At 56.7% G+C, this 18,324-nt stretch carries 15 protein-coding genes; 5 read left to right on the forward strand and 10 right to left on the reverse strand.

Features of this window, described 5'->3' with window-relative positions:
* Positions 1 to 8: 8 nt before the first annotated feature.
* The 3 genes from P8935_RS05440 to cysS are packed head-to-tail and all read right to left on the reverse strand — an operon-like array spanning position 9 to position 2,773.
* Positions 9 to 647 (reverse strand): hypothetical protein, encoded by a 639-nt coding sequence (locus P8935_RS05440; protein ID WP_348263974.1) that lies wholly within the window; start codon positions 645 to 647, stop codon positions 9 to 11.
* A 60-nt stretch (positions 648 to 707) separates the two neighbouring features.
* Complete coding sequence (locus tag P8935_RS05445) at positions 708 to 1,253, reverse strand: DUF4337 domain-containing protein (protein WP_348263975.1); 546 nt, start codon at positions 1,251 to 1,253, stop codon at positions 708 to 710.
* A 41-nt stretch (positions 1,254 to 1,294) separates the two neighbouring features.
* Positions 1,295 to 2,773: a cysteine--tRNA ligase gene (gene cysS / locus P8935_RS05450; RefSeq protein ID WP_348265310.1), complete on the reverse strand. Its 1,479-nt coding sequence runs from the start codon at positions 2,771 to 2,773 to the stop codon at positions 1,295 to 1,297.
* Between the two features lie 172 nt (positions 2,774 to 2,945).
* Here cysS and P8935_RS05455 point away from each other — a divergent pair, with 172 nt between their 5' ends.
* Positions 2,946 to 3,710, forward strand: coding sequence for a methyltransferase domain-containing protein (locus P8935_RS05455; protein ID WP_348263976.1), 765 nt, complete (start codon positions 2,946 to 2,948; stop codon positions 3,708 to 3,710).
* A gap of 59 nt (positions 3,711 to 3,769) precedes the next feature.
* On the opposite strand, the gene P8935_RS05460 is transcribed toward P8935_RS05455, so the two are convergent.
* From P8935_RS05460 to tsaD, 4 genes are all read right to left on the reverse strand, one after another.
* Entirely contained in the window at positions 3,770 to 6,496 is a 2,727-nt protein-coding gene (locus P8935_RS05460; protein WP_348263977.1) for an ABC transporter permease, read from the reverse strand.
* A complete protein-coding gene (locus tag P8935_RS05465) occupies positions 6,493 to 6,846 on the reverse strand; it encodes a PadR family transcriptional regulator (RefSeq protein ID WP_348263978.1) in 354 nt (117 codons plus the stop codon). The genes P8935_RS05460 and P8935_RS05465 overlap by 4 nt, the downstream gene beginning before the upstream one ends.
* Positions 6,847 to 6,987: 141 nt before the next feature.
* Positions 6,988 to 7,422 (reverse strand): DUF1801 domain-containing protein, encoded by a 435-nt coding sequence (locus P8935_RS05470; protein ID WP_348263979.1) that lies wholly within the window; start codon positions 7,420 to 7,422, stop codon positions 6,988 to 6,990.
* A 60-nt stretch (positions 7,423 to 7,482) separates the two neighbouring features.
* Positions 7,483 to 8,688, reverse strand: coding sequence for a tRNA (adenosine(37)-N6)-threonylcarbamoyltransferase complex transferase subunit TsaD (gene tsaD / locus P8935_RS05475; RefSeq protein WP_348263980.1), 1,206 nt, complete (start codon positions 8,686 to 8,688; stop codon positions 7,483 to 7,485).
* Positions 8,689 to 8,747: 59 nt separating this feature from the next.
* Between tsaD and P8935_RS05480 the strand changes: the two genes are divergently transcribed.
* The gene (locus tag P8935_RS05480) at positions 8,748 to 10,133 is read left to right on the forward strand and encodes a CCA tRNA nucleotidyltransferase (RefSeq protein ID WP_348263981.1); all 1,386 of its coding nucleotides are present in this window, start codon (positions 8,748 to 8,750) and stop codon (positions 10,131 to 10,133) included.
* A gap of 139 nt (positions 10,134 to 10,272) precedes the next feature.
* A complete protein-coding gene (locus tag P8935_RS05485; protein WP_348263982.1) occupies positions 10,273 to 11,883 on the forward strand; it encodes a VWA domain-containing protein in 1,611 nt (536 codons plus the stop codon).
* 20 nt (positions 11,884 to 11,903) lie between these two features.
* Here P8935_RS05485 and lepB read toward each other — a convergent pair whose 3' ends face one another.
* Complete coding sequence (gene lepB, locus P8935_RS05490; protein WP_348263983.1) at positions 11,904 to 12,740, reverse strand: signal peptidase I; 837 nt, start codon at positions 12,738 to 12,740, stop codon at positions 11,904 to 11,906.
* Between the two features lie 165 nt (positions 12,741 to 12,905).
* On the opposite strand from lepB, the gene P8935_RS05495 reads away from it, so the two are divergent.
* Positions 12,906 to 14,894, forward strand: a complete 1,989-nt coding sequence (locus P8935_RS05495; RefSeq protein WP_348263984.1) for a DUF4914 family protein — start codon at positions 12,906 to 12,908, stop codon at positions 14,892 to 14,894.
* 24 nt (positions 14,895 to 14,918) lie between these two features.
* On the opposite strand, the gene P8935_RS05500 is transcribed toward P8935_RS05495, so the two are convergent.
* Both P8935_RS05500 and P8935_RS05505 read right to left on the reverse strand, forming a co-directional pair.
* On the reverse strand, positions 14,919 to 16,157 hold the full coding sequence (locus tag P8935_RS05500) for an MFS transporter (protein WP_348263985.1): 1,239 nt from the start codon (positions 16,155 to 16,157) through the stop codon (positions 14,919 to 14,921).
* 79 nt (positions 16,158 to 16,236) lie between these two features.
* Complete coding sequence (locus tag P8935_RS05505) at positions 16,237 to 17,580, reverse strand: hypothetical protein (RefSeq protein WP_348263986.1); 1,344 nt, start codon at positions 17,578 to 17,580, stop codon at positions 16,237 to 16,239.
* A 109-nt stretch (positions 17,581 to 17,689) separates the two neighbouring features.
* Here P8935_RS05505 and P8935_RS05510 point away from each other — a divergent pair, with 109 nt between their 5' ends.
* Positions 17,690 to 18,190 (forward strand): hypothetical protein, encoded by a 501-nt coding sequence (locus tag P8935_RS05510; RefSeq protein ID WP_348263987.1) that lies wholly within the window; start codon positions 17,690 to 17,692, stop codon positions 18,188 to 18,190.
* Positions 18,191 to 18,324 lie beyond the last annotated feature (134 nt).

Raw genomic sequence — 18,324 nt, forward strand, 5'->3', positions numbered from 1 at the left:
ACCACGGCTTAGGACGGCTTCTTATCGAAAGCCCTTGCAGGAACCAACTCTGGAAAAAAGTCTCCGTCAAGCGTGACTGCGTCTCCTTCGAATTGCTTCAAGGAGTCATTGTCGCCAGCCACGGTCATCCAGCAGACAGCCGCTTTCTTCAGGAGGCTGCATGCGATTTCAAGTGTGTAAGGCATCTCAGGATGCCCTTTAGGATTGCCCTTCGCCCGTTCAATCCAGATGTTGTGACTTCCCATCGCATAGGTTCCGTAAACCGGATCGCTGAAGTCGAAAATTGCCCGCGGTCCCTCGGAGCTTCCTTCCGCAAAGCCCGGCAGGTCCTTGTCCGTCAGAATCTGTCCAAAGCATGCGAATGGCAGCGCCATCGCCGCCATGAAAGAAGGCGGAGATCCATGCCGGGCGCTGATCGGAATCTGAACACAAGCGATTTCTTTCCTCTCATCATCGGTCTTCGCCTTGGCCATCTGGTTCTTCTTCACTTCAGGCAGTGTCGCTTGAGTATCAATCGCGTCCCAGCCAGCAGGGAGGTGGTAAGTGAAGCCAAGAAACTCAGTAGACGGGGCGGGAAGAGCCATCTCCTGTGCCAGCAAAGGCGCGCCAATCAAAATAAATACTGCTAGATAAGGACGAATATTCATCGCGCGCCAAGTCTAACACGCTGCAGTTTCTTCAATTGTTCGCGTGTACCCCAGAGGCCACTACTGAAGAGCCAGTACCGAAAGCGCCGATGCGACGCCGCCGAGTGAAAAGATGATGCCCAGATACCAGTAGATCCGGCTGCGCGTAAGCAGCGTGACCGACGTGATCACGAGGCCGATTTCAAGCAGCGCTTCGGATAGATCGAATCGATTAGCACGAGCTTCGGCTTGTTCGACTTTTTCTTCCAGCGTCTTGGCCTTCTCCTGATCTTCCTTCAGATCGTCGTTCCACTTAGCCTGGTGATCTGCATAGTGCTTCAACGTATCTTGTGCCTTTTGCTTGTCGGCGACGGTTAGGCTATTCAACAGGTCGGCGTTGAGGCTTGTGTTGTAGGCGCGAATCTTCTGACTTTGATATTGATTCCACTGATCCGTCGCCTTGTTCTGGTCGAGCACAGCCTCAGTGTGAGTGCGATGGCCAAGCACGGTCATAATCGCCACCAGCACGGCCAACACGCTCATCGTAAACGCTACCGGACGCAATTCCGACTCGCTTGATCCGTGCTCGGCGTGCTCCTTTAATTCCTGAACTTCATTGGGTTCCATGGCAGCGTGGCCACCTCCGTGGCGTAGGTGTCGGGGCAAACTCATTTCCGCTTCCAGCGTACCCCGTCTTTCGAATCTTCGATGATGATTCCTTTTTCCGTCAGCTCTTTCCTGATCTGGTCGGCGCGCGCAAATTCACGACGCTTCTTGGCCTGATCCCGTTCCGCAAGCAGCGCGTCAATCGCTTCATCCGTCAGCGACTGCTGCGCCAGCAACTCCGGCGCAACGTCATCGAGGCGTCCCTCTTGCTTGGCCCACTCCACGGCACGCCGCATCGGCTCCGTATCGTGGTCTTCGATGACTGCAAAAACCGCGTCAAAGCTGGCCAGCACTGATGCCACCGCCTCGCGATCCGATTGGTAAAACTTCCCCTGGTCCATCGCCGTGTTCGAAAGCCGTACCAATTCAAAAATGGGCGCACGTGCCTCGGCGGTGTTCAGATCGTTGCCCAGTGCCGCCAGGTAGTCTTCATGAGCTTTCTTCGCGGCTGCCTGAACCTCAGGATTTTCGCCGTCCGCAAACGTGCCCTTTACCAACCGGCTGTTGAATGTACGCAACCGGTCTATCGCGGCAGTAGCATCAACCAGTCCATCAAACGTAAAGTTAAGCTGATGCCGATAGGGAACTGAGATCAAAGCCAGACGTATCGCAGAAGCTTTATAACCCTTCAACAACAAGTCGCGGAGCGTATAGAAATTTCCCTCGCTCTTCGACATCTTGCGCCCATCCACCAGCAGAAAACGCACGTGCATCCAATGATGCGCCAGCGGCTTGTGCGTCACACTCTCGCTCTGGGCAATCTCGTTTTCATGATGCGGAAACATCAGGTCTTCGCCGCCGGCATGCAGATCGAAGCTGTCGCCCAGAAATTTCATCGACATAGCCGAGCATTCGATATGCCAGCCCGGCCGACCGCGCCCAATCGGTGTGTCCCACGATGTCTCGCCGGGCTTCGCGGCTTTCCACAGTGCAAAGTCGCGCGCTGAGTCCTTCTCGTACTCGTCCACATCCACGCGGGCACCGTCCTCCATCCCGCTTAAATCCTTCTTGCTCAGCTTTCCGTATTCCGGGAACGCCTTCAGACGGAAATACCATGACCCATCTTCCGTTCGATAAGCCGCCCCCACCTCGGCCAGCTTCTGAATCAGCTCCACCATCCGATCAATGGCTTCGGTCGCGCGAGCAATAATCTCCGGCCGCTCCACTCCCAGTGCGTCCAGATCTTCGAAAAACGCATTCACATACTTCGGCGTATATTCGCCGATCGGCACACCCGCAGCGGCCGCATTACGAATGATCTTGTCATCCACATCCGTGATGTTCATGACGTGTCGAATCGGCATCCCGCTCAGCTTTAGAAAACGCCGCAGGACATCGATCTCAAGAAAAGTCCTGAAGTTGCCGATATGCCCGTAGTCATAAACCGTAGGCCCGCATGCGTACATGCGAAGCTCTTTCCCATCCATCGGGACGAGCTCATCCACTTGGCCGGAAAGTGTATTGAAGAGGCGCATAGGCATTGGGCGGGCAGGCAGGAGACTCATATTTCGGGTCAAAATCGAGGCCAATTGGTCTTAACGATTGTAGCAGTGGGGATTACGGGTGGGGTTCCCGGTTACCTTTGTGGCTGAAACGGTGACCACTCCTTCGTCGTATGCTTGCTGCAGGCGGCGTGCGGACATCAGCCAACCGATGGAAGATTACGTATTATCTTTGCTTTGCGACCCGGACACGCGCTATGCCCTGGAGATGGCAGGTGTCAACCTGCGCAACACGGCAACCGGCCGCATCTATCCCATACGCGACGGCATTCCCCTCTTTGTCAGCACCGTCACCGGCTCGAATCTCAAGTACCAGATTCTTTACGATCGGATCGCCCCCGGCTATGACCTGGCCGAGCGTCTCTATCACTGGTTCACCCGCAAGCCTAACTATCGTCTTGACTTCATCAGCGAACTTGAACTGAAGCCCAACGCCCGCGTGCTCGAAACCTCCGTAGGAACCGGCGCAAATCTTCGCTACCTGCCCCGCGACATAGATTTCTACGGCGTCGATATCTCCTGGGGGATGCTCCGCAAATGCCAGCGCAACCTTCTCCAGTGGAAACGCAATGCCCATCTTTTCCAGGCAGAAGCCGAGCGTTTGCCGTTCAAGGTTGAAGCCTTTGACTGCGTTTTCCACGTTGGCGGAATCAACTTCTTCACCGACAAGACCCGCGCTATCAAGGAAATGATCTGGGTCGCAAAACCCGGCACCAAAATCGTGATCGTCGACGAAACCGAGAGGGCCATCCGCGAGAACTATCAGCGAACCCCAATCGTGAAGAATAGCTATGGACCAGGCAGCGAAAAAGTAAAATGCCCCATCGACCTCGTCCCCCCGGAGATGAAAGAGATCTCCGCCCGCGAAATCTGCGGCGGCAAACTCTACTGCCTGACCTTCCGCAAGCCACACTGATTCGCCAAGAGGTTCCTTGTTGCGACTCAATCACCAGCCAGAGGTGCGCTGCTAACACATCATTCCGTTCGCAAAGCCTGCATTGGATCAATCCTGCTGGCGCGGCGTGCAGGCAACCAGGCAGCGGCAATGGTCATGCAAACGACGGCTGCTATGGCAATGGAGATGGAGACCGGATCGAGCGGGCTGAGGTCGTAGAGCAGGCTCTTGAGGACGCGCGTTGAGCTGAGCGCAAGGGGAACTCCAATGGCGAGTCCCACAAGCAGCAGTAGAACGCACTCGCGCATCACCATCCAGAGCAGATTGAGCGACCGTGCTCCTAGGGCGACACGGATGCCCAACTCGCTGGTGCGCCGAGCCACTGAGTAGGAAAGCAAGCCGTAGATTCCGATGCAGGCGAGTAAGACGGCCAGAATTCCGAAGAAGCCGGAGAGCCGGGCGATCAGCGATTGTGTGGCGATCGAGCGGTCAACCTGCTCCTGGAGGCTGGTTACGGTATTGACGAGGATATTGGAGTTGATCTCGGCGATGGCCGCGCGGGTTCGCGAGACGATCTCCTGGCGGTTTGCGCCGGGAGCATAGCGCACGATGAAGTTGCCGAAGAAGCCGAGGCTTTGGCTGCAGGGAAAGTAGGCGGCCATCCGTGAGCCTTCGCTGAGGGCGAAGTACTTGGCGTCCTTGACCACGCCGATGACTTCGATTTCGCCGAGATGGTCGGGCGTTTCTCCGATGCCGAAGTGCTGACCGATGGCCGAGCGGTTCGGGAAGAAGCGGCGCGCCATGGTCTGGTTGATGACGGCGACCTTGGGTGAATTCTGCAGGTCTTGCGAGTTATAGGTCCGGCCTTCAACCAGAGGAATGCCCATGGCGGAGAAGAATCCGTTGCCGGTGATATTGAAATTGACTGCTTTGCCGTTTGCGGGTGTTCGTGGAACGCCTTGGAAAAGGACTTGATCCGACCATCCGCCGTCATTAAAAGCAAAGAAGGCGAAGCTGTCAGACTGGACCCCGGGGATGGCGCGCACGCGTTCTTCGATTTGCTCCTGCAAACGGACCGAGCGGATTTCGTCAGCGCCGTGAGGGAGATTGGCTGTGCTGGAGTCGAGAGTGAAGATGAGCGCGTTATGCGGGTCAAAGCCGGTATCGACGTCATAGAGGTGAATGAGGCTGCGAACGAAGAGTCCGGCGACCACCATGAGCAAAACGGAAAGCGCGACCTGGCCGACGATGAGCGAGCGAGCCATGACGCCGCGTGTGGATACAGAAGAGCTGCCACGGCCATCTTTGAGAGCGGGCGTGAACTCGAGATGGGTGGCGCGGAATGCCGGAAGGGTGCCGAAGAGAAGCGCGGTGAGAACGGTGAGTCCGAGCGTAAAGGCAAGGACGCGCAAATCGGGCGTGAGATTCAGGGGCACAGGATCGGGGCCGGGCGCAGCCATGTTGAGCAGCAGAACGCTGGCTCTCCATGCCAGCGCGATACCTGCCGCCGCGCCCACAACAGAAAGAACGACAGACTCGGTAAGCAGTTGAAACACAATGCGCTGGCGCGAGGCGCCGAGAGCCATGCGCACGGCCACTTCGCGCGTGCGCCCGACACCGCGGGCGAAGAGCATGTTGCCGATATTGGCGCAGGCGATTAGAAGCACCAGGGCGACGATCGTCATAAGGATCTTGAGCGGCGCCGAGAATGCGTAGCGCAGAGGGCAGACTCCGCGGGCTCCCGGGGTGAGTTCAACAATCGCGTGGGCCAGATCATCGAGGTGCTTTTGCGAAGGTTGCGCCCCGAGGTAGCCGCGAATGATCTGCTTGAAGAGGAGATTGGTTTCGGCGCCGGCCTGAGCTGGAGTAACGCCGGGCTTGAGCCTCCCAATTAGATAAAGCGATTGATAGAGCTTGCTCCCGATAGCGTCTCCGCCGGGACGTGGGAAGCCCTTTTCCATGGAGAGCGGAATCCAGAGATCGGCGGATCGGCCGACAGTGATTCCCGAGAATCCAGGTTTTGCCACGCCCACCAGCGTGTACTCATGTGATTCAATGCGGATGACTTTGCCGAGCGCGGCGGGGTCACCATTGAGATGGCGCTGGAACCACGCGTAGCTGGCAACGGCAACCGGGCCGGCGCCAGACGCGCTGTCATCGGATTCATCAATCGTGCGGCCCAGAAACGCCGGCACCCCGAGAGCGGAGAAGTAACTGCCGGAGATCAGATTGATGTGGATGGTCTGGTAAGCTCCGCCTCCAATCGAGGCCTTTGTCTCGATGGGAGAGCTGTCCACCGCGGCGATTCCGGAAAATGAGGTATTTTTTTGGCCAAAGTCGTGTAGAAACGCCTTGGAAAACAAATCCATGGGCCCGTCCGGAATCGAGAGCGTGAGACCCTGTGCCCTGCCGTCGCCGAATAATTGCAGTTCCTCGGGATTGTGCACCGGCAAGGGGCGCAGGAGGATGGCATTGAGCAGTGTGAAGATGGCGGTGTTGGCGCCGATGCCCAGGGTCAACGAAAGAATGGCAACAATGCTGAAGCCGGGTGAATTCCTGATTTGGCGAACGGCATACCGGATGTCCTGCACCATCGATTCGACCCACAACGTGCCGCGGCTCTCGCGACAATCCTCTTTGATCTGCTCGATGCCGCCGAACTCGAGTCGGGTGAGCCGGCGTGCCTCATTCTCTGAAGCGCCGGACCGGACCTTGTCGGCAACTTGCGATTCGAAATGGAACCGCAGCTCTTTATCGAGATCGATTTCCAAGCGTTTGCGCGCGAATAGTCTACGGAGCCAACTCATGAGATTTCCTCCACAGTGCCTCTGAAAATGAGGTCGACCAGGTCGGTGAGGCGTTTCCAGTTCTCGGTTTCGGTCCTAAGATGAGCTCGGCCCTTTGCGGTGAGTTCGTAGAACTTGGCTTCCCGTCCGGTCTCAGTCGCTTGCCAATTAGCGGCCAGGAACTTTTTGTATTCCAAGCGATGAAGGGCTGGATACAGCGATCCCTGCTGCACCTGCAGAGCCTCGCGAGATATTTGCTGAATTCTCTGCGCGATGGCATAGCCATGAATCGGGCCTAGCGCAACAACCCTCAGGATCAGGAGATCGAGGGTGCCCTGCGGGAGATCAAATCTGCTTTCAGTCTTCTTCATACCTGTGGCTTCTACATATACGTCGGGAGATGTAGAAGGTCAAGGTATTTCGAATCCAAAAGCTGAATTCCCTAAGGTACGGACTAAGAAAGGCTGATGTACATCGATTGCCAGGATGACAATGCGCTGACCCAAGTTGCATCAATCTTGAATGCTTGTCTGACCGATCCCATACTGTATTGCTGCTTTGAGAACGTCGACTTTTATGTCTGCTAATGTCTTGAATTTGATGCAATACCCTGAAACGCTTGCTTTGCCGAGATTCCGCCCGTATGTCTGGGCCAGATACTTCTTGTTCTCTATTCCCATAACGTAGACGGAAATGCCTGTTGTATTAGCACTGACGCCGATTTGATAGAACTCCCTGGTTTTTCCATTGGCATATTCACTAGTTTGAGATCCATAGCCGATGTTTGGGTTGGAAACGATCTTTCCTTTCTCGTCTTTTCCATCTAAGAACCACAACTTACAGCCTGGCATCAACGCCACAATCATGCTATGCAGCTCTCGCATTTCGCCACGTTTTGGCTCCGGCTGAGCAGCAATGTAATCCTTGATTTGTTTCTGCACCGTCATGTTAATCTCCTCGGACTTGCGGAACGCGCGCGTGCCCCCGGCTCTCAAGTACACCAGCTTCTAGTTGCCGAGGGCGAGCGCGGGCTCTGCTGAAAGATCCGTCGCCGCAAATTCGCCTGCCGTAAATCGTGGCCATGCCGCGGCTGCGATCATGGCGGCGTTATCGGTCGAAAGCGCGAGGGTAGGGAACGCAATTTGCAGGCCGCGGCGCGATGCTTCAGCGACAAAGCGCTCACGCAGCTCACGGTTCGCCGCCACGCCACCCGTGACGAGAATGCGCTGGGCATCCAGCGACTCTGCTGCTGCGAAAGTCTTCTTCATCAGGTCGCCGATCACCGCATGCTGAAAGCTGGCTATCAAATCCAGGGTCGGTTGCGGACACAATGCGAGAGCTGCTTCTTTCGTCTGCGGGGGGCGTCCTGCAGCGAGCATTCGCGGTACCCGTGCCGTCGCTTCATCGCGCAATCCGTGCAACTCCACATAGCGCAGAACCGCAGTCTTGATTCCCGAAAACGAAAACAAAAAGTGCGGATCGAGTGCAGCGATCGGCGCAGTTTTTGCTGCTTTAGTGCGCGGCGCCTTTCCCTCGAGGTGCGCCTTAGTTTTAATCTGCGCAAACGCAAACGGTACGGCATGCGGATCGCCAAATCGAGCCAGCGCATCGATCCACGGCCCACCGGGATATCCGAGCCCAAGCAGTTTCGCAACTTTGTCGTAAGCCTCCCCAGCCGCATCATCCAGGGTTCGGCCGACCACCGAGTAATGCCACATCCCGTCCGCGGGCTCCGCGAGAAAAAGATGCGTATGCCCTCCGGAAACCACCAGAGCCAGCGCTTGTTCATCCAACGGAAGCGCTGCGCGTTGGTTCTGCAAGGCAAGCGCTTGCCTCTCCTGCAGCAGCACTGCATGAATGTGACCTTCGAGATGATTCACAGCAATCAGCGGAAGCCCCTGGGCGAACGCCAAAGCTTTGGCATAAGTAATGCCGACCAGCAAGGCTCCCGCGAGTCCCGGCCCCGAAGTTACGGCAATCGCATCCAGATCGGTGAGCGTGACGTGAGCCTCGGCAAGCGCAGCGCGAACCACCGGCACAATAGCCCGCAAATGCTCCCGGCTAGCCAACTCCGGCACAACGCCCCCATAGCGAAGATGGGTCGCGATCTGCGAGGCAACAACCGACGACAGCGTCTTCGCCCCACGTTCAACCACTGCCGCGGCTGTCTCATCACAAGACGATTCAATACCGAGGATGAGGCCGCTGGGCATAATTCAAGTCTAACGGCCTCGAATCTGCCGCCTGGGAAGAACTATCCTGAAAACGAACCATGTTGCCGGACTCGCCCCAATTCGGAGCAGCCCTTAATATCCTCAAGGTTTTGCGCGCCGAGGGATATGAAGCGTACCTTGCCGGCGGATGCGTTCGCGACCTGCTGCTCGGTCGCGAACCAGAAGACTATGACGTAGCCACCTCCGCAACTCCAGACGTGGTCCTGCAAATGTTCCCTCGCACCTTCGCCGTAGGCGCGCACTTCGGCGTGGTGCTGGTTGCTGATGGATCGCCACAGATCGACTCCGAAGGATCACGGGGCGAGAAGCCTGTCACTGAGGTGGCGACCTTCCGCTCCGACGGCGTTTATTCCGACGGTCGCCATCCCGATGAAGTTCGCTACACCAAAACGGCCGAAGAAGACGTGCAACGTCGCGACTTCACCATCAACGGTTTGCTCCTTGACCCTTTGCGTAACCCAGGAGACATGCGTTCGGAAGTCATCGACTACGTCGGAGGCCTTGACGATCTCGACGCAGGCATCATCCGCGCCATCGGCCGTCCTGAGAAGCGCTTCGAAGAAGACCAGCTTCGCCTACTGCGCGCGGTCCGCTTCGCCGCGCGCTTCGGATTCAAAATCGAACCATCTACGGTCGCAGCCATTCGCAAACTTGCGGCCCGCATCCACGCCGTAAGCCGCGAGCGTATTCGCGAAGAGTTGACCAAGATGCTGACCGAGGGCCACGCTCGCCGTGCCTTCGAACTACTCGATGAAACCGATCTCCTCGTCCAGGTTCTTCCAGAAATCTCAAGAATGAAGGGCGTCGTGCAGCCCCCGCAGTACCACCCCGAGGGCGACGTATGGATCCACACCCTGATGCTGCTTGAGCAACTTGAATCAGGCTGCGCATTGACGCTAGCCTGGGGTGCGCTTCTTCACGACGTTGGCAAGCCCGCAACCTTTCGCGAAGCGCCCGACCGCATTCGTTTTGACGGCCACGTTGAAGTAGGCGTTGCCATCGGTGCCGAAATCTGCCGGCGCTTTCGCTTCTCCAACGAAGAGACACACCAGATCCTCGCGCTCATCGATAACCACATGCGCTTCGCCGACGCGCCGCGCATGAAGGCTTCAACGCTCAAGAGATTCTTTCGCCTGAACAATTTTCCCGAACACCTCGCGCTCCATCGCATGGATTGCCTTGCCGCGCACCGCAATCTCGAACTCTGGAACTTCGTCCGCGAGCGCTACGAATCAACTCCGGAAGATGTGGTTCGTCCCAAGCCCCTGGTCACGGGCCGTGAATTGATAGCTGCCGGTTATACGCCGGGCTCGGCATTCAAAGAGATGTTGCAAGAAGTTGAAGATGCACAGCTGGAGGGCTCAATTCAAACTACTGAAGAGGCTCTTGCTTTCCTGCGGCAACGATTCCAGCCTGCCGTGTGATCTTGCGTGCGCGCTGACGCAGGAAGCACAATTATCCGACAGCGATGGCTGACAACCGCGGTATTGCATGCATTATGAATACAACTCCGCTTCCCATTGCGCCGATGTGTTGAATCGAATTATGAGTGAAAGGAAGAAAATGGGCCCCTGCAACGGTCGATTATTTGCTGTTGTTTTCCTGATCTTGTTCCCCATTCCGGTATTGACGGCAGAAAGCCGGCAGGATGTCTCGGAGGGTCCATCTCTGAAAGTAACATCGACCTTGGTCACACTCGATGTCACGGTCTTTGACAAGAATGGGCAGCCGGTTGTGAGTGGGCTTTCGAAGGACGACTTCAAAATCACTGAGAACAAGCAGCCGCAACGCACATTTTCTTTCGAACCGGCGCAGCTTCACATCTCCGATGCGAGGGCAAGCAGCCTTAAAGGGAATAGCCCAAAAGACAATCGCGACGACCGGATTCCTCTTACAGTTTTTGTCCTCGACAGGTTGAACTCAACAGTTGACGAGTTTGCGCAGCTACGCGAGGCAGTCCGCACGTTCCTGTCTCGCCAGGAAGATCAGCTGAGTTCCCCTACCGAAATGTTGGTCATTGGAAATGATTCGCTGGAGATGGTGCAGGGTTTCACGCGCAGCCGCGACGATCTGCTCTTCGCGTTGGATCATGTGGAGACAGTGCTCCCCTTCAAACTCATGCACAGCGACTTCGACGGCGAGCGCGCGCATCAATCCATAGACGCCCTTGAACAAATCGCCGTGCAAAACAAGGGCCTGCCGGGCCGCAAAAATGTGATCTGGGTTGGTCCCGGTGGTCCAAATCTTGACCGTGCCGCCTATGGCACCGTGCTGGATTCTTGGCAGCCGTACATTCATGCTGCTGTCAACTTGCTGGTGAATGCACGCGTCAGCCTCTTTGTGATTTATCCGGGAATGAAAACCTCATCCCAGCTAATTGCGGCTGATTCTCCCGGTGCTGCAGCAGAGAACTTCAGTAGCTCCCGCGACCACGACATCGGTAACAACAATCCGCACACTGGAGATATCAACTTTCCGCTATTTTCGCGAGAGACGGGAGGCGCTCTCTTTTACGATCGAAACGATCTTGATCAGGAGATAGTAAAGTCCACCGAAATCGGTACCCATTACTACACGTTGACGTACCAACCGAGCGATAAATCTGCGGATGGCAAATTTCGTGAGATTCATGTTACTTTGCGCGATCCGAACCTCCGTGCCGTTACAAAGAGCGGATATTTCGCCACGGATCGCCGCACGCCCGTCGATCCTCAGCAAGTGCTGCAGATGAACGTTATTGAGGCGGCGCGTTCGACGATTCCCTTCGAGACCCTGAAGTTGCACATATCCGATGTACTCCGTCGACCCGAATCGCACATGGCTCAATTCATCGTCCATGTAATGCCCAGGAATCTTGGCTGGCTGCCAACTCCTGACGGGAAGAAGACGGCAAACCGCGTGCTCGCGGTTATCAGCCTTTCGGATAAGAGGGAGATCCTTGCATCGAAGCTCGAAAAGATGACCTTACACTCTGCCGCGAATGATCCAAATTCTCTCTCTGAAGAAGTGCTAGTCCGGCTGACAGCGCTTGTTCCGCCGAAGACTCACGAGATTCGCATTGTGCTGGAGAGTGTGGATGAGGGGCGCATGGGAACCGCCGATCTGGGCCGGAAGACAATCGATGCCGCACCTGCGAGGCCGCCTTCCAATGGCTCACCAGGCGCGGGTTCCTAACGCCCGCACACACTGCGCCGCTAGTGCACGCGTTTCAACGTCCGATTCCACCGGGTATCGGTAAAGAAGCGCAACGCCACATGCCCGAACCACGCCACCTGGTTCACCAATCCCTTTTTGTCCTGCTGATCTTCAGGAGTTTTGAACGACCAGTAGTTGAACAGCGGCCGCCCCATGATGTTTTCGCGCGGCACAAATCCCCAGAAGCGCGAATCGAGACTGGCGTGGCGGTGATCGCCCATCATGAAGTACTTTCCCGGCGGCACCACGAGGTCGCCGTTTTCAAGATGACTAGGCAGATCGACGACCCAGGGAGTCAAGGCTCCGTGCGAATCTTCCACGGTCGGCACCACAGAAGGAAAGTCGTCGACATAAGCCTGTTCGCTCGGCGCAATCGGCGTGTCGAGTCCATCCTTTGGCATCGGATGCGCAACGCCATTGATGAACACGGTTCCATTCTGAAGATGCAGATGGTCACCAGGCATACCGATGAGCCGCTTTACAAGGATGAGAAAAACGGGCTTTCCGTCGGCGTCTGGTTCCGGCTCCGGAAGGGGACGGATGAAGACCACAATGTCGTTGCGTTGCGGATCGCGATGATGAATGAGCGGTATCCAACGCGATGCCGGACTGAACGTGATGCGATCGACAAGCAGGTGGTCGCCGATCAGCAGCGTGTCCTCCATTGAGCCGGAAGGAATTAGAAAATTCTGGCCGAGAAATGTCAGCACGAAAAGTCCAATCACGAGCACCGAACAAATGCCGGCAAATGCCTCCAGTGGGGTTTCTTTTACTTCTAACTCGGGAGTCGGACTTGGATCTTCAGGCAGCGATTTGCGATTGCGTTTTTTCGGCATCCAGCTCCAGCTCGCGTATCGGAACGACTGCACCTACTCTATCGCAACCAGCGTGACGACGGGCACTGCCAGGTGTACCAGCGGATGCGATAAAAACTGTGTGGTCTCTTTGGCGCCGAGCAGGAATTCGGACCACATTCTGATCCCCGGAAAGTGAGATCGATCTTGACCGTTGCCGCAGAAACCCGAAGTGTCGTTGATTTTCAGGCCGCCTGGGCCGAACTGGATTTGCCCGTTCACGTTCGCGAAGTATTAGCAGCCGCCCCCTTGATGCAAGTGCCGGAAAACCGGCCGCAACTGCTCGACTGGGCGCTGGGCCGTCCCACAGGTACAACGGATTGGCGACTCGGCAATCGCGAAGACCACGGAGTCTACGAGGCCATCTTTCATGTGCCGGGTAAGCCCAACGGTCTGGGCCGCATTGTGGAAGCCGTCGTGACAAAGGCTCGGAATGGCTTGGCAATCAACTTCCCCGATCCAGCCATGCGCCGGCGCGATCCTGATGCCATGGTGATTGGCGACTCCCTTCCAACCGACAAGCCAACTTATGAAGAGCGCTTCGGCCAGACCTTTGACGGCACGCGTCAACAAACGTTGGACTGGCTCAAGACGCAGGAACTCGTGGCGATGCCTTTCTATGCCGGGGCCGATGCTCTGGGTTATGGGTCGCTGCTGATTGTGCCTCGCCAAGCCGCATTTTTTGCGGCAGCATTGGCTGACTTGCAAGGGATGATTCCGCGCAGCCAGGTGCCGGCGGATTTCAAAATTAGTGGAGGCGTTCTCTTTGTCGCGCCACCGTTTCGTCATACGCATTTCAGCGGGCGACAGGTTGTGGTACACGATCGCACTACAACGCATCAGGAGATCTTTGCCTACAATCTCTATCCTGGTCCCAGCGCCAAAAAGGGTGTCTACTCCATGCTTCTCGACATCGGCGAGCGCGAAGGCTGGGTCACGAATCACTGCGCTGCGGTTGCTGTCGTCACGCCTTATGAGAATCAGCTGATTCTCATGCACGAAGGCGCCAGTGGCGGCGGTAAGAGCGAGATGACTGAGCATATCCATCGCATGGAAGATGGCCGTCTCCTGATTGGTCGCAATGTCATCACCCAGGAAGAGCGAACGCTGAATTTGCCGGAGGCATGCCATCTGCGGCCCATTGCCGACGACATGGCTTGCGCACACCCGAGCTATCAACGCCCGCACGGCCGGCTCACAATCGCCGACGCTGAAAACGCCTGGTTCGTGCGCGTGGATCACATCCACAGCTATGGAACCGCGCCGAATCTCGAGCGGCTCTGCATCGATCCACCGGAACCGCTGATCTTTCTCAATCACTACATTGTTCCCGGTGGCACCTGCCTCACGTGGGAGCACGTTGAAGATGCTCCCGGCAAGCTCTGCCCGAACCCGCGTGTGATCCTTCCGCGACACCTGCTCGAAGACATCGCGGGAGGACCGCGCGCCGTGGACGTTCGCAGTTTCGGAGTGCGCTGCCCGGCAACGCATCGCGATAGCCAGCTCTACGGCATCCTCGCAATGCTTCATGTTCTCAGTCCTGCGCTCGCGTGGTTGTGGCGGCTTGTCGCCCCGCGCGGTCACGGCAATCCCAGCATCCAGACGCAGAAATCCAAGGAGATGCAGTCAGAAGGCGTTGGCTCCTACTGGGCATTTGCCACGGGCCGTCGCGTCGATCAGGCAAATCTGCTGCTCCGTCAAATTGTGGACACACCGGAGACGCGCTACGTGCTCATTCCCAACCAGCACATCGGCGCGTGGAAAGTTGGTTTCATGGCTGAATGGATCGCCCGCGAATACCTCGCACGTCGAGGCAGCGCGAAGTTTGGCCGCGAGCAGGTCGATGAAGCGCTGTTCCCGCTCCTCGGCTATATACCCAAACAACTCAAAATCGAAGGCTCCATGATTCCACGAGTTTTTTTGCGCGTAGAAGAGCAAATCCAGGGTGGGATGGATGTCTATGAGGAAGGCATCCGCCAATGGCGCGAATTTTTCGCGAGTGAGCTAAAGCAGTTCCTCGTACCCGATCTCGATCCGCTGGGGCAGCGCATCATTGAGGCCTGTCTCGATGGCGCGCATCAGGAAGACTACCGGAAGTTGATTCCGCATCCGATGTTCCGCGACGATGAGGTGTAACCAACTGCCTTAAACAATCTGTCGTCACTCCAGACCCGGTCGAACTTGAGCCTCGGTATTGCCGCAGCGTGTCTCCGGTATCGCGAACCATAACAACGTCACCGCCACCACTGCTACCGTTGCGAGTCCGAGAAACGATGCACGGTAGCCCAGGTACTGAATCATCGTGCCTCCTAGGGTATTGCTCAGTGCAGCGCCCACCCCAACCATCGTCGCCAGCGCCCCTGAAGCCAGATTGAAGCGCCCCGTACCTTCCGTGCGGTCCTTGATCACGAGGATGGAAACGACTCCGAAGATTGCATTGGCGACGCCGTCGAGCGTCTGAATTGCGATGAGTGCCGGTGCCGAGGAGGTGAGTGTATAAAGCGCTCCGCGTAGCGGTAGCACCCCGAATCCCAAAAGCAGGAGAGATTTTCTGCCCTTGCTTTCTGCGCGACGGCCAATCCATGCAGCAGAAACGGTGATTACCAGCTGCGTAACAATGATGCACGCGGACATAAACGGAGCCGCCTCTTGCGGTTTTCCCTTCGCTAACATTTCACCGAGCTGTGGCAGCATGGCGGCATTGGCAAGATGAAAAAGAAAAGCGCAAATGAGGAAGAATAAGATCACGCGATCTTTTAAGAGTGCCGGAACGCCCTTAGTAGTGGGCGTCTCGCCGTCGCGTGTTGATCCACGTGCTCGTGCGTAATCAATCTCACCGGGATCAATGGCAGCTAGTGACAATGCGGTGGGAATAGCCATCGCGATTGCCACGCCGAATATTGCGTGATAACCGAGCTTGTAGCTTACATATGCGACGAGAAGTGCCGTGAACACGTTGCCGCCAGCGTTGAAGGCCTGGTTACGCCCAAATTGCTTGTCAAAGGCACGCGCACCCACGATGCCTAGGGTAATAGCCGCGATCGCAGGTGCGAGAAACGGAGCGGAGGCGCCGATGAGGAACTGCGCGGCATACACCGTGACCGGGTGCAGCGGCCCGAGCAGCAGCAAGGCGCCCGCAACCAGCACTCCCAGGCTAATGGCGATGACCGAACGTTTGCCATGGGCCGCATCCACCACGGCTCCGGCCGGCGTTTGCAGAGCCACCGTCACGAGTCCGCCGAAGGTGAGCGCAAATCCAACCCGCGCTGGATTCCATCCACCAGCCGCAAGATAAGCGGCTAGGAACGGTCCCAAGCCCGTTTGTACATCAGCCAGAAAAAAATTAAGCCACTCTACCCCTCGCAAACTGCGCCGGCCAGGCTGCTTCGACTCAGACAAAAAAACCTCACCGCAATTGCAAACCAGGAGCGAGGCTACACGTGAAGCAGAAGCCTCAAGCAGAATTTGATGCGTCCTTTTATGCGCGGAAGCTGGCCGCCCGGGAAAAATCAGGAGTGAAATGGGGATCGCAAATTGATTGCATCCAATTTTCCGGAGATGGCAGATGTGTAAGATCAACGTCTTCGAATTGAAGGAAAGATTCGAACAGCAACTTGTACAGTCCGCGTCTGCCCGCAAGCCGCTTGTGCCGGGCGCGCAGAAATCCGAATCGGAACGAAGAGCCACGCTCGCATTCGGCCAGAAATTCAGAAGTGAAATAACGGTGCGATCTGGCCACCGCCATCAGTATCAGAGACCGCCAGCTCGTGCGCAACAGCCTCTTCAGCGCCGGCTCTCCATGCGGTAGTCTTTCAATCTGATCGGCGACATTTTCGCTGAACGCGAGGAGCTGCCGAACCAGAGAATCGAGTGGAATCCGCTTTGCTGCAGCGCGCGAAAACAACGTCGCTGCTCCATGTTTCAGATCATCCTGGACATCCTGCAGGTCATCGCCAAGCTGCAACAGCACGCCCCACTCAAAAGCGAATCGCGCTTCCTCATCGTTGAGAAAACCATGCGAGAGACACGCGTCTGCCAGTACTGACGTTCCACCCTTCGCGCAACTCAGTCGCAACAACTCGGCCTCGCTCACGGCACGGCCGCGATTCAATTGCGCCATGCTGTCTTCCTGCGCCTGGTGGATCGCCAGCAAGCTCTCAAACACGCGCGGAAAGCGAGTGCGCGGAAATTGATCTTCAATCAAGCGCACCATGGCCCACACCGCGGATTCATTCCGGTCCCGCGCGTCCACGTCCAGACCGCACAATCGATCACGGAAGCGCCCGCTGAATTCAAGTTTTCGTTGCTTAGGGATTTTTTCAGAATCGAGATAGTTGTCGCTGTATGGATACAGCAGGCTATAGCCAATAATCGCGGGCGTCATCTGCATCACATCGCCTAGCAGCGGCTGGATTCCGCAAACCGTCCACGCGTTGCGGCATGCCTGAATGGTGTCGCCAATCGACAAGTCAGAATCAAACCGCCTCGCCCATTGTGCAAACTGCGTTCCGACGGGCAGGAACCCGTCGGTCAGCAAATGAACGGCTTCGTCTTCCAGACCCAGAGCGATCGAAGCAAATCGCGGAAAGATCGCGACAACCCGACGGTGCGCCTCCTGCCGTTCGCGAGGGCCGAGGCGTGCGCGCTTTGCGTCGCGCTCAACTGCCAGCAAGGCACTGTCGTAGACTGCCTCCCTGCCTTCTTGTTCCCGGAGATTGAACCAGGGGCCGCGATCTTCCTGCGCACCAGCACAGTTATTCCAATCCGCAATAGCTGCGGAAACCGCACCCTCGACCCACGCCCAGTTGTAGTGGCGTTCCATGTCCCCAAGGTTTACGGATTATCGAAGCGAATGGTTCCAGTGACCATCGTGAGGCTCCCGCAAGAGACGCTTTCTGCCAATTCTTCAAATCCATGCCATATTTGCTGTCATGCACGTCACCCGCAAAACCAATACGGAACTCGCATTGGTCGACAGCAGCATCTGGGTATCAGTGCTCCTTTTGTGCGCCTCCATCCCAGCCACCTATTCATCGATCGTGCGGGGGGAGCGCGTCGGACTTCTGGCCGCCGCTTTCCTCCTCCTTTGCGGATTTGTATTCTGGCGCAGGGAAGTGGTTGTTTTCGATGCGGGAACGCAGCAAGCCACCTGGTGGCGCCGCCGAGCGTTCAACACTGCGACCGGCGTGGTCCCGTTCAGCGAGATCACTGGTATCGGCATTGACTCTTCGTACGCAAAAAACAATGAGCTTGTCTATCGATTAACGATTCTCACATCAGGCGATCCGGTCCCTCTGTCCGATACGTACCGAGGCGATAAGCAGCGCTGCGATGCGGTGAAAGCAGAGATTCTCACCTTTCTTCATCTCGACGGCGAAGACGCGATTTCGACTCGCCAAGTGCGCAGGACAATTCGATCCAGGCGCTCCTGAGACAAGGCCGTAAGATGGATGCGATCAAGCTGGTGCGTGCAAGCGAGAAAGTCGGACTTACCGAGGCCGTGAATATCGTGAATGGCATAGAAGAGAAGATGAAGGCTACTAAGTAGCCTGCGGTTGAATCCATC

The organism is Telmatobacter sp. DSM 110680, assembly GCF_039994875.1.
Lineage (GTDB): Bacteria > Acidobacteriota > Terriglobia > Terriglobales > Acidobacteriaceae > Telmatobacter.

What these genes read in the sequence shown, in the direction of transcription:
- P8935_RS05510 (WP_348263987.1), top strand. Translation starts at nt 17,690, where the DNA reads ATGCACGTCACCCGCAAAACCAATACGGAACTCGCATTGGTCGACAGC.
- P8935_RS05455 (WP_348263976.1), top strand. Translation starts at nt 2,946, where the DNA reads ATGGAAGATTACGTATTATCTTTGCTTTGCGACCCGGACACGCGCTAT.
- P8935_RS05480 (WP_348263981.1), top strand. Translation starts at nt 8,748, where the DNA reads ATGTTGCCGGACTCGCCCCAATTCGGAGCAGCCCTTAATATCCTCAAG.
- P8935_RS05505 (WP_348263986.1), bottom strand. Translation starts at nt 17,580, where the DNA reads ATGGAACGCCACTACAACTGGGCGTGGGTCGAGGGTGCGGTTTCCGCA.
- cysS (WP_348265310.1), bottom strand. Translation starts at nt 2,773, where the DNA reads ATGCCTATGCGCCTCTTCAATACACTTTCCGGCCAAGTGGATGAGCTC.
- lepB (WP_348263983.1), bottom strand. Translation starts at nt 12,740, where the DNA reads ATGCCGAAAAAACGCAATCGCAAATCGCTGCCTGAAGATCCAAGTCCG.
- P8935_RS05470 (WP_348263979.1), bottom strand. Translation starts at nt 7,422, where the DNA reads ATGACGGTGCAGAAACAAATCAAGGATTACATTGCTGCTCAGCCGGAG.
- P8935_RS05440 (WP_348263974.1), bottom strand. Translation starts at nt 647, where the DNA reads ATGAATATTCGTCCTTATCTAGCAGTATTTATTTTGATTGGCGCGCCT.
- P8935_RS05445 (WP_348263975.1), bottom strand. Translation starts at nt 1,253, where the DNA reads ATGGAACCCAATGAAGTTCAGGAATTAAAGGAGCACGCCGAGCACGGA.
- P8935_RS05465 (WP_348263978.1), bottom strand. Translation starts at nt 6,846, where the DNA reads ATGAAGAAGACTGAAAGCAGATTTGATCTCCCGCAGGGCACCCTCGAT.
- P8935_RS05460 (WP_348263977.1), bottom strand. Translation starts at nt 6,496, where the DNA reads ATGAGTTGGCTCCGTAGACTATTCGCGCGCAAACGCTTGGAAATCGAT.
- tsaD (WP_348263980.1), bottom strand. Translation starts at nt 8,688, where the DNA reads ATGCCCAGCGGCCTCATCCTCGGTATTGAATCGTCTTGTGATGAGACA.
- P8935_RS05485 (WP_348263982.1), top strand. Translation starts at nt 10,273, where the DNA reads ATGGGCCCCTGCAACGGTCGATTATTTGCTGTTGTTTTCCTGATCTTG.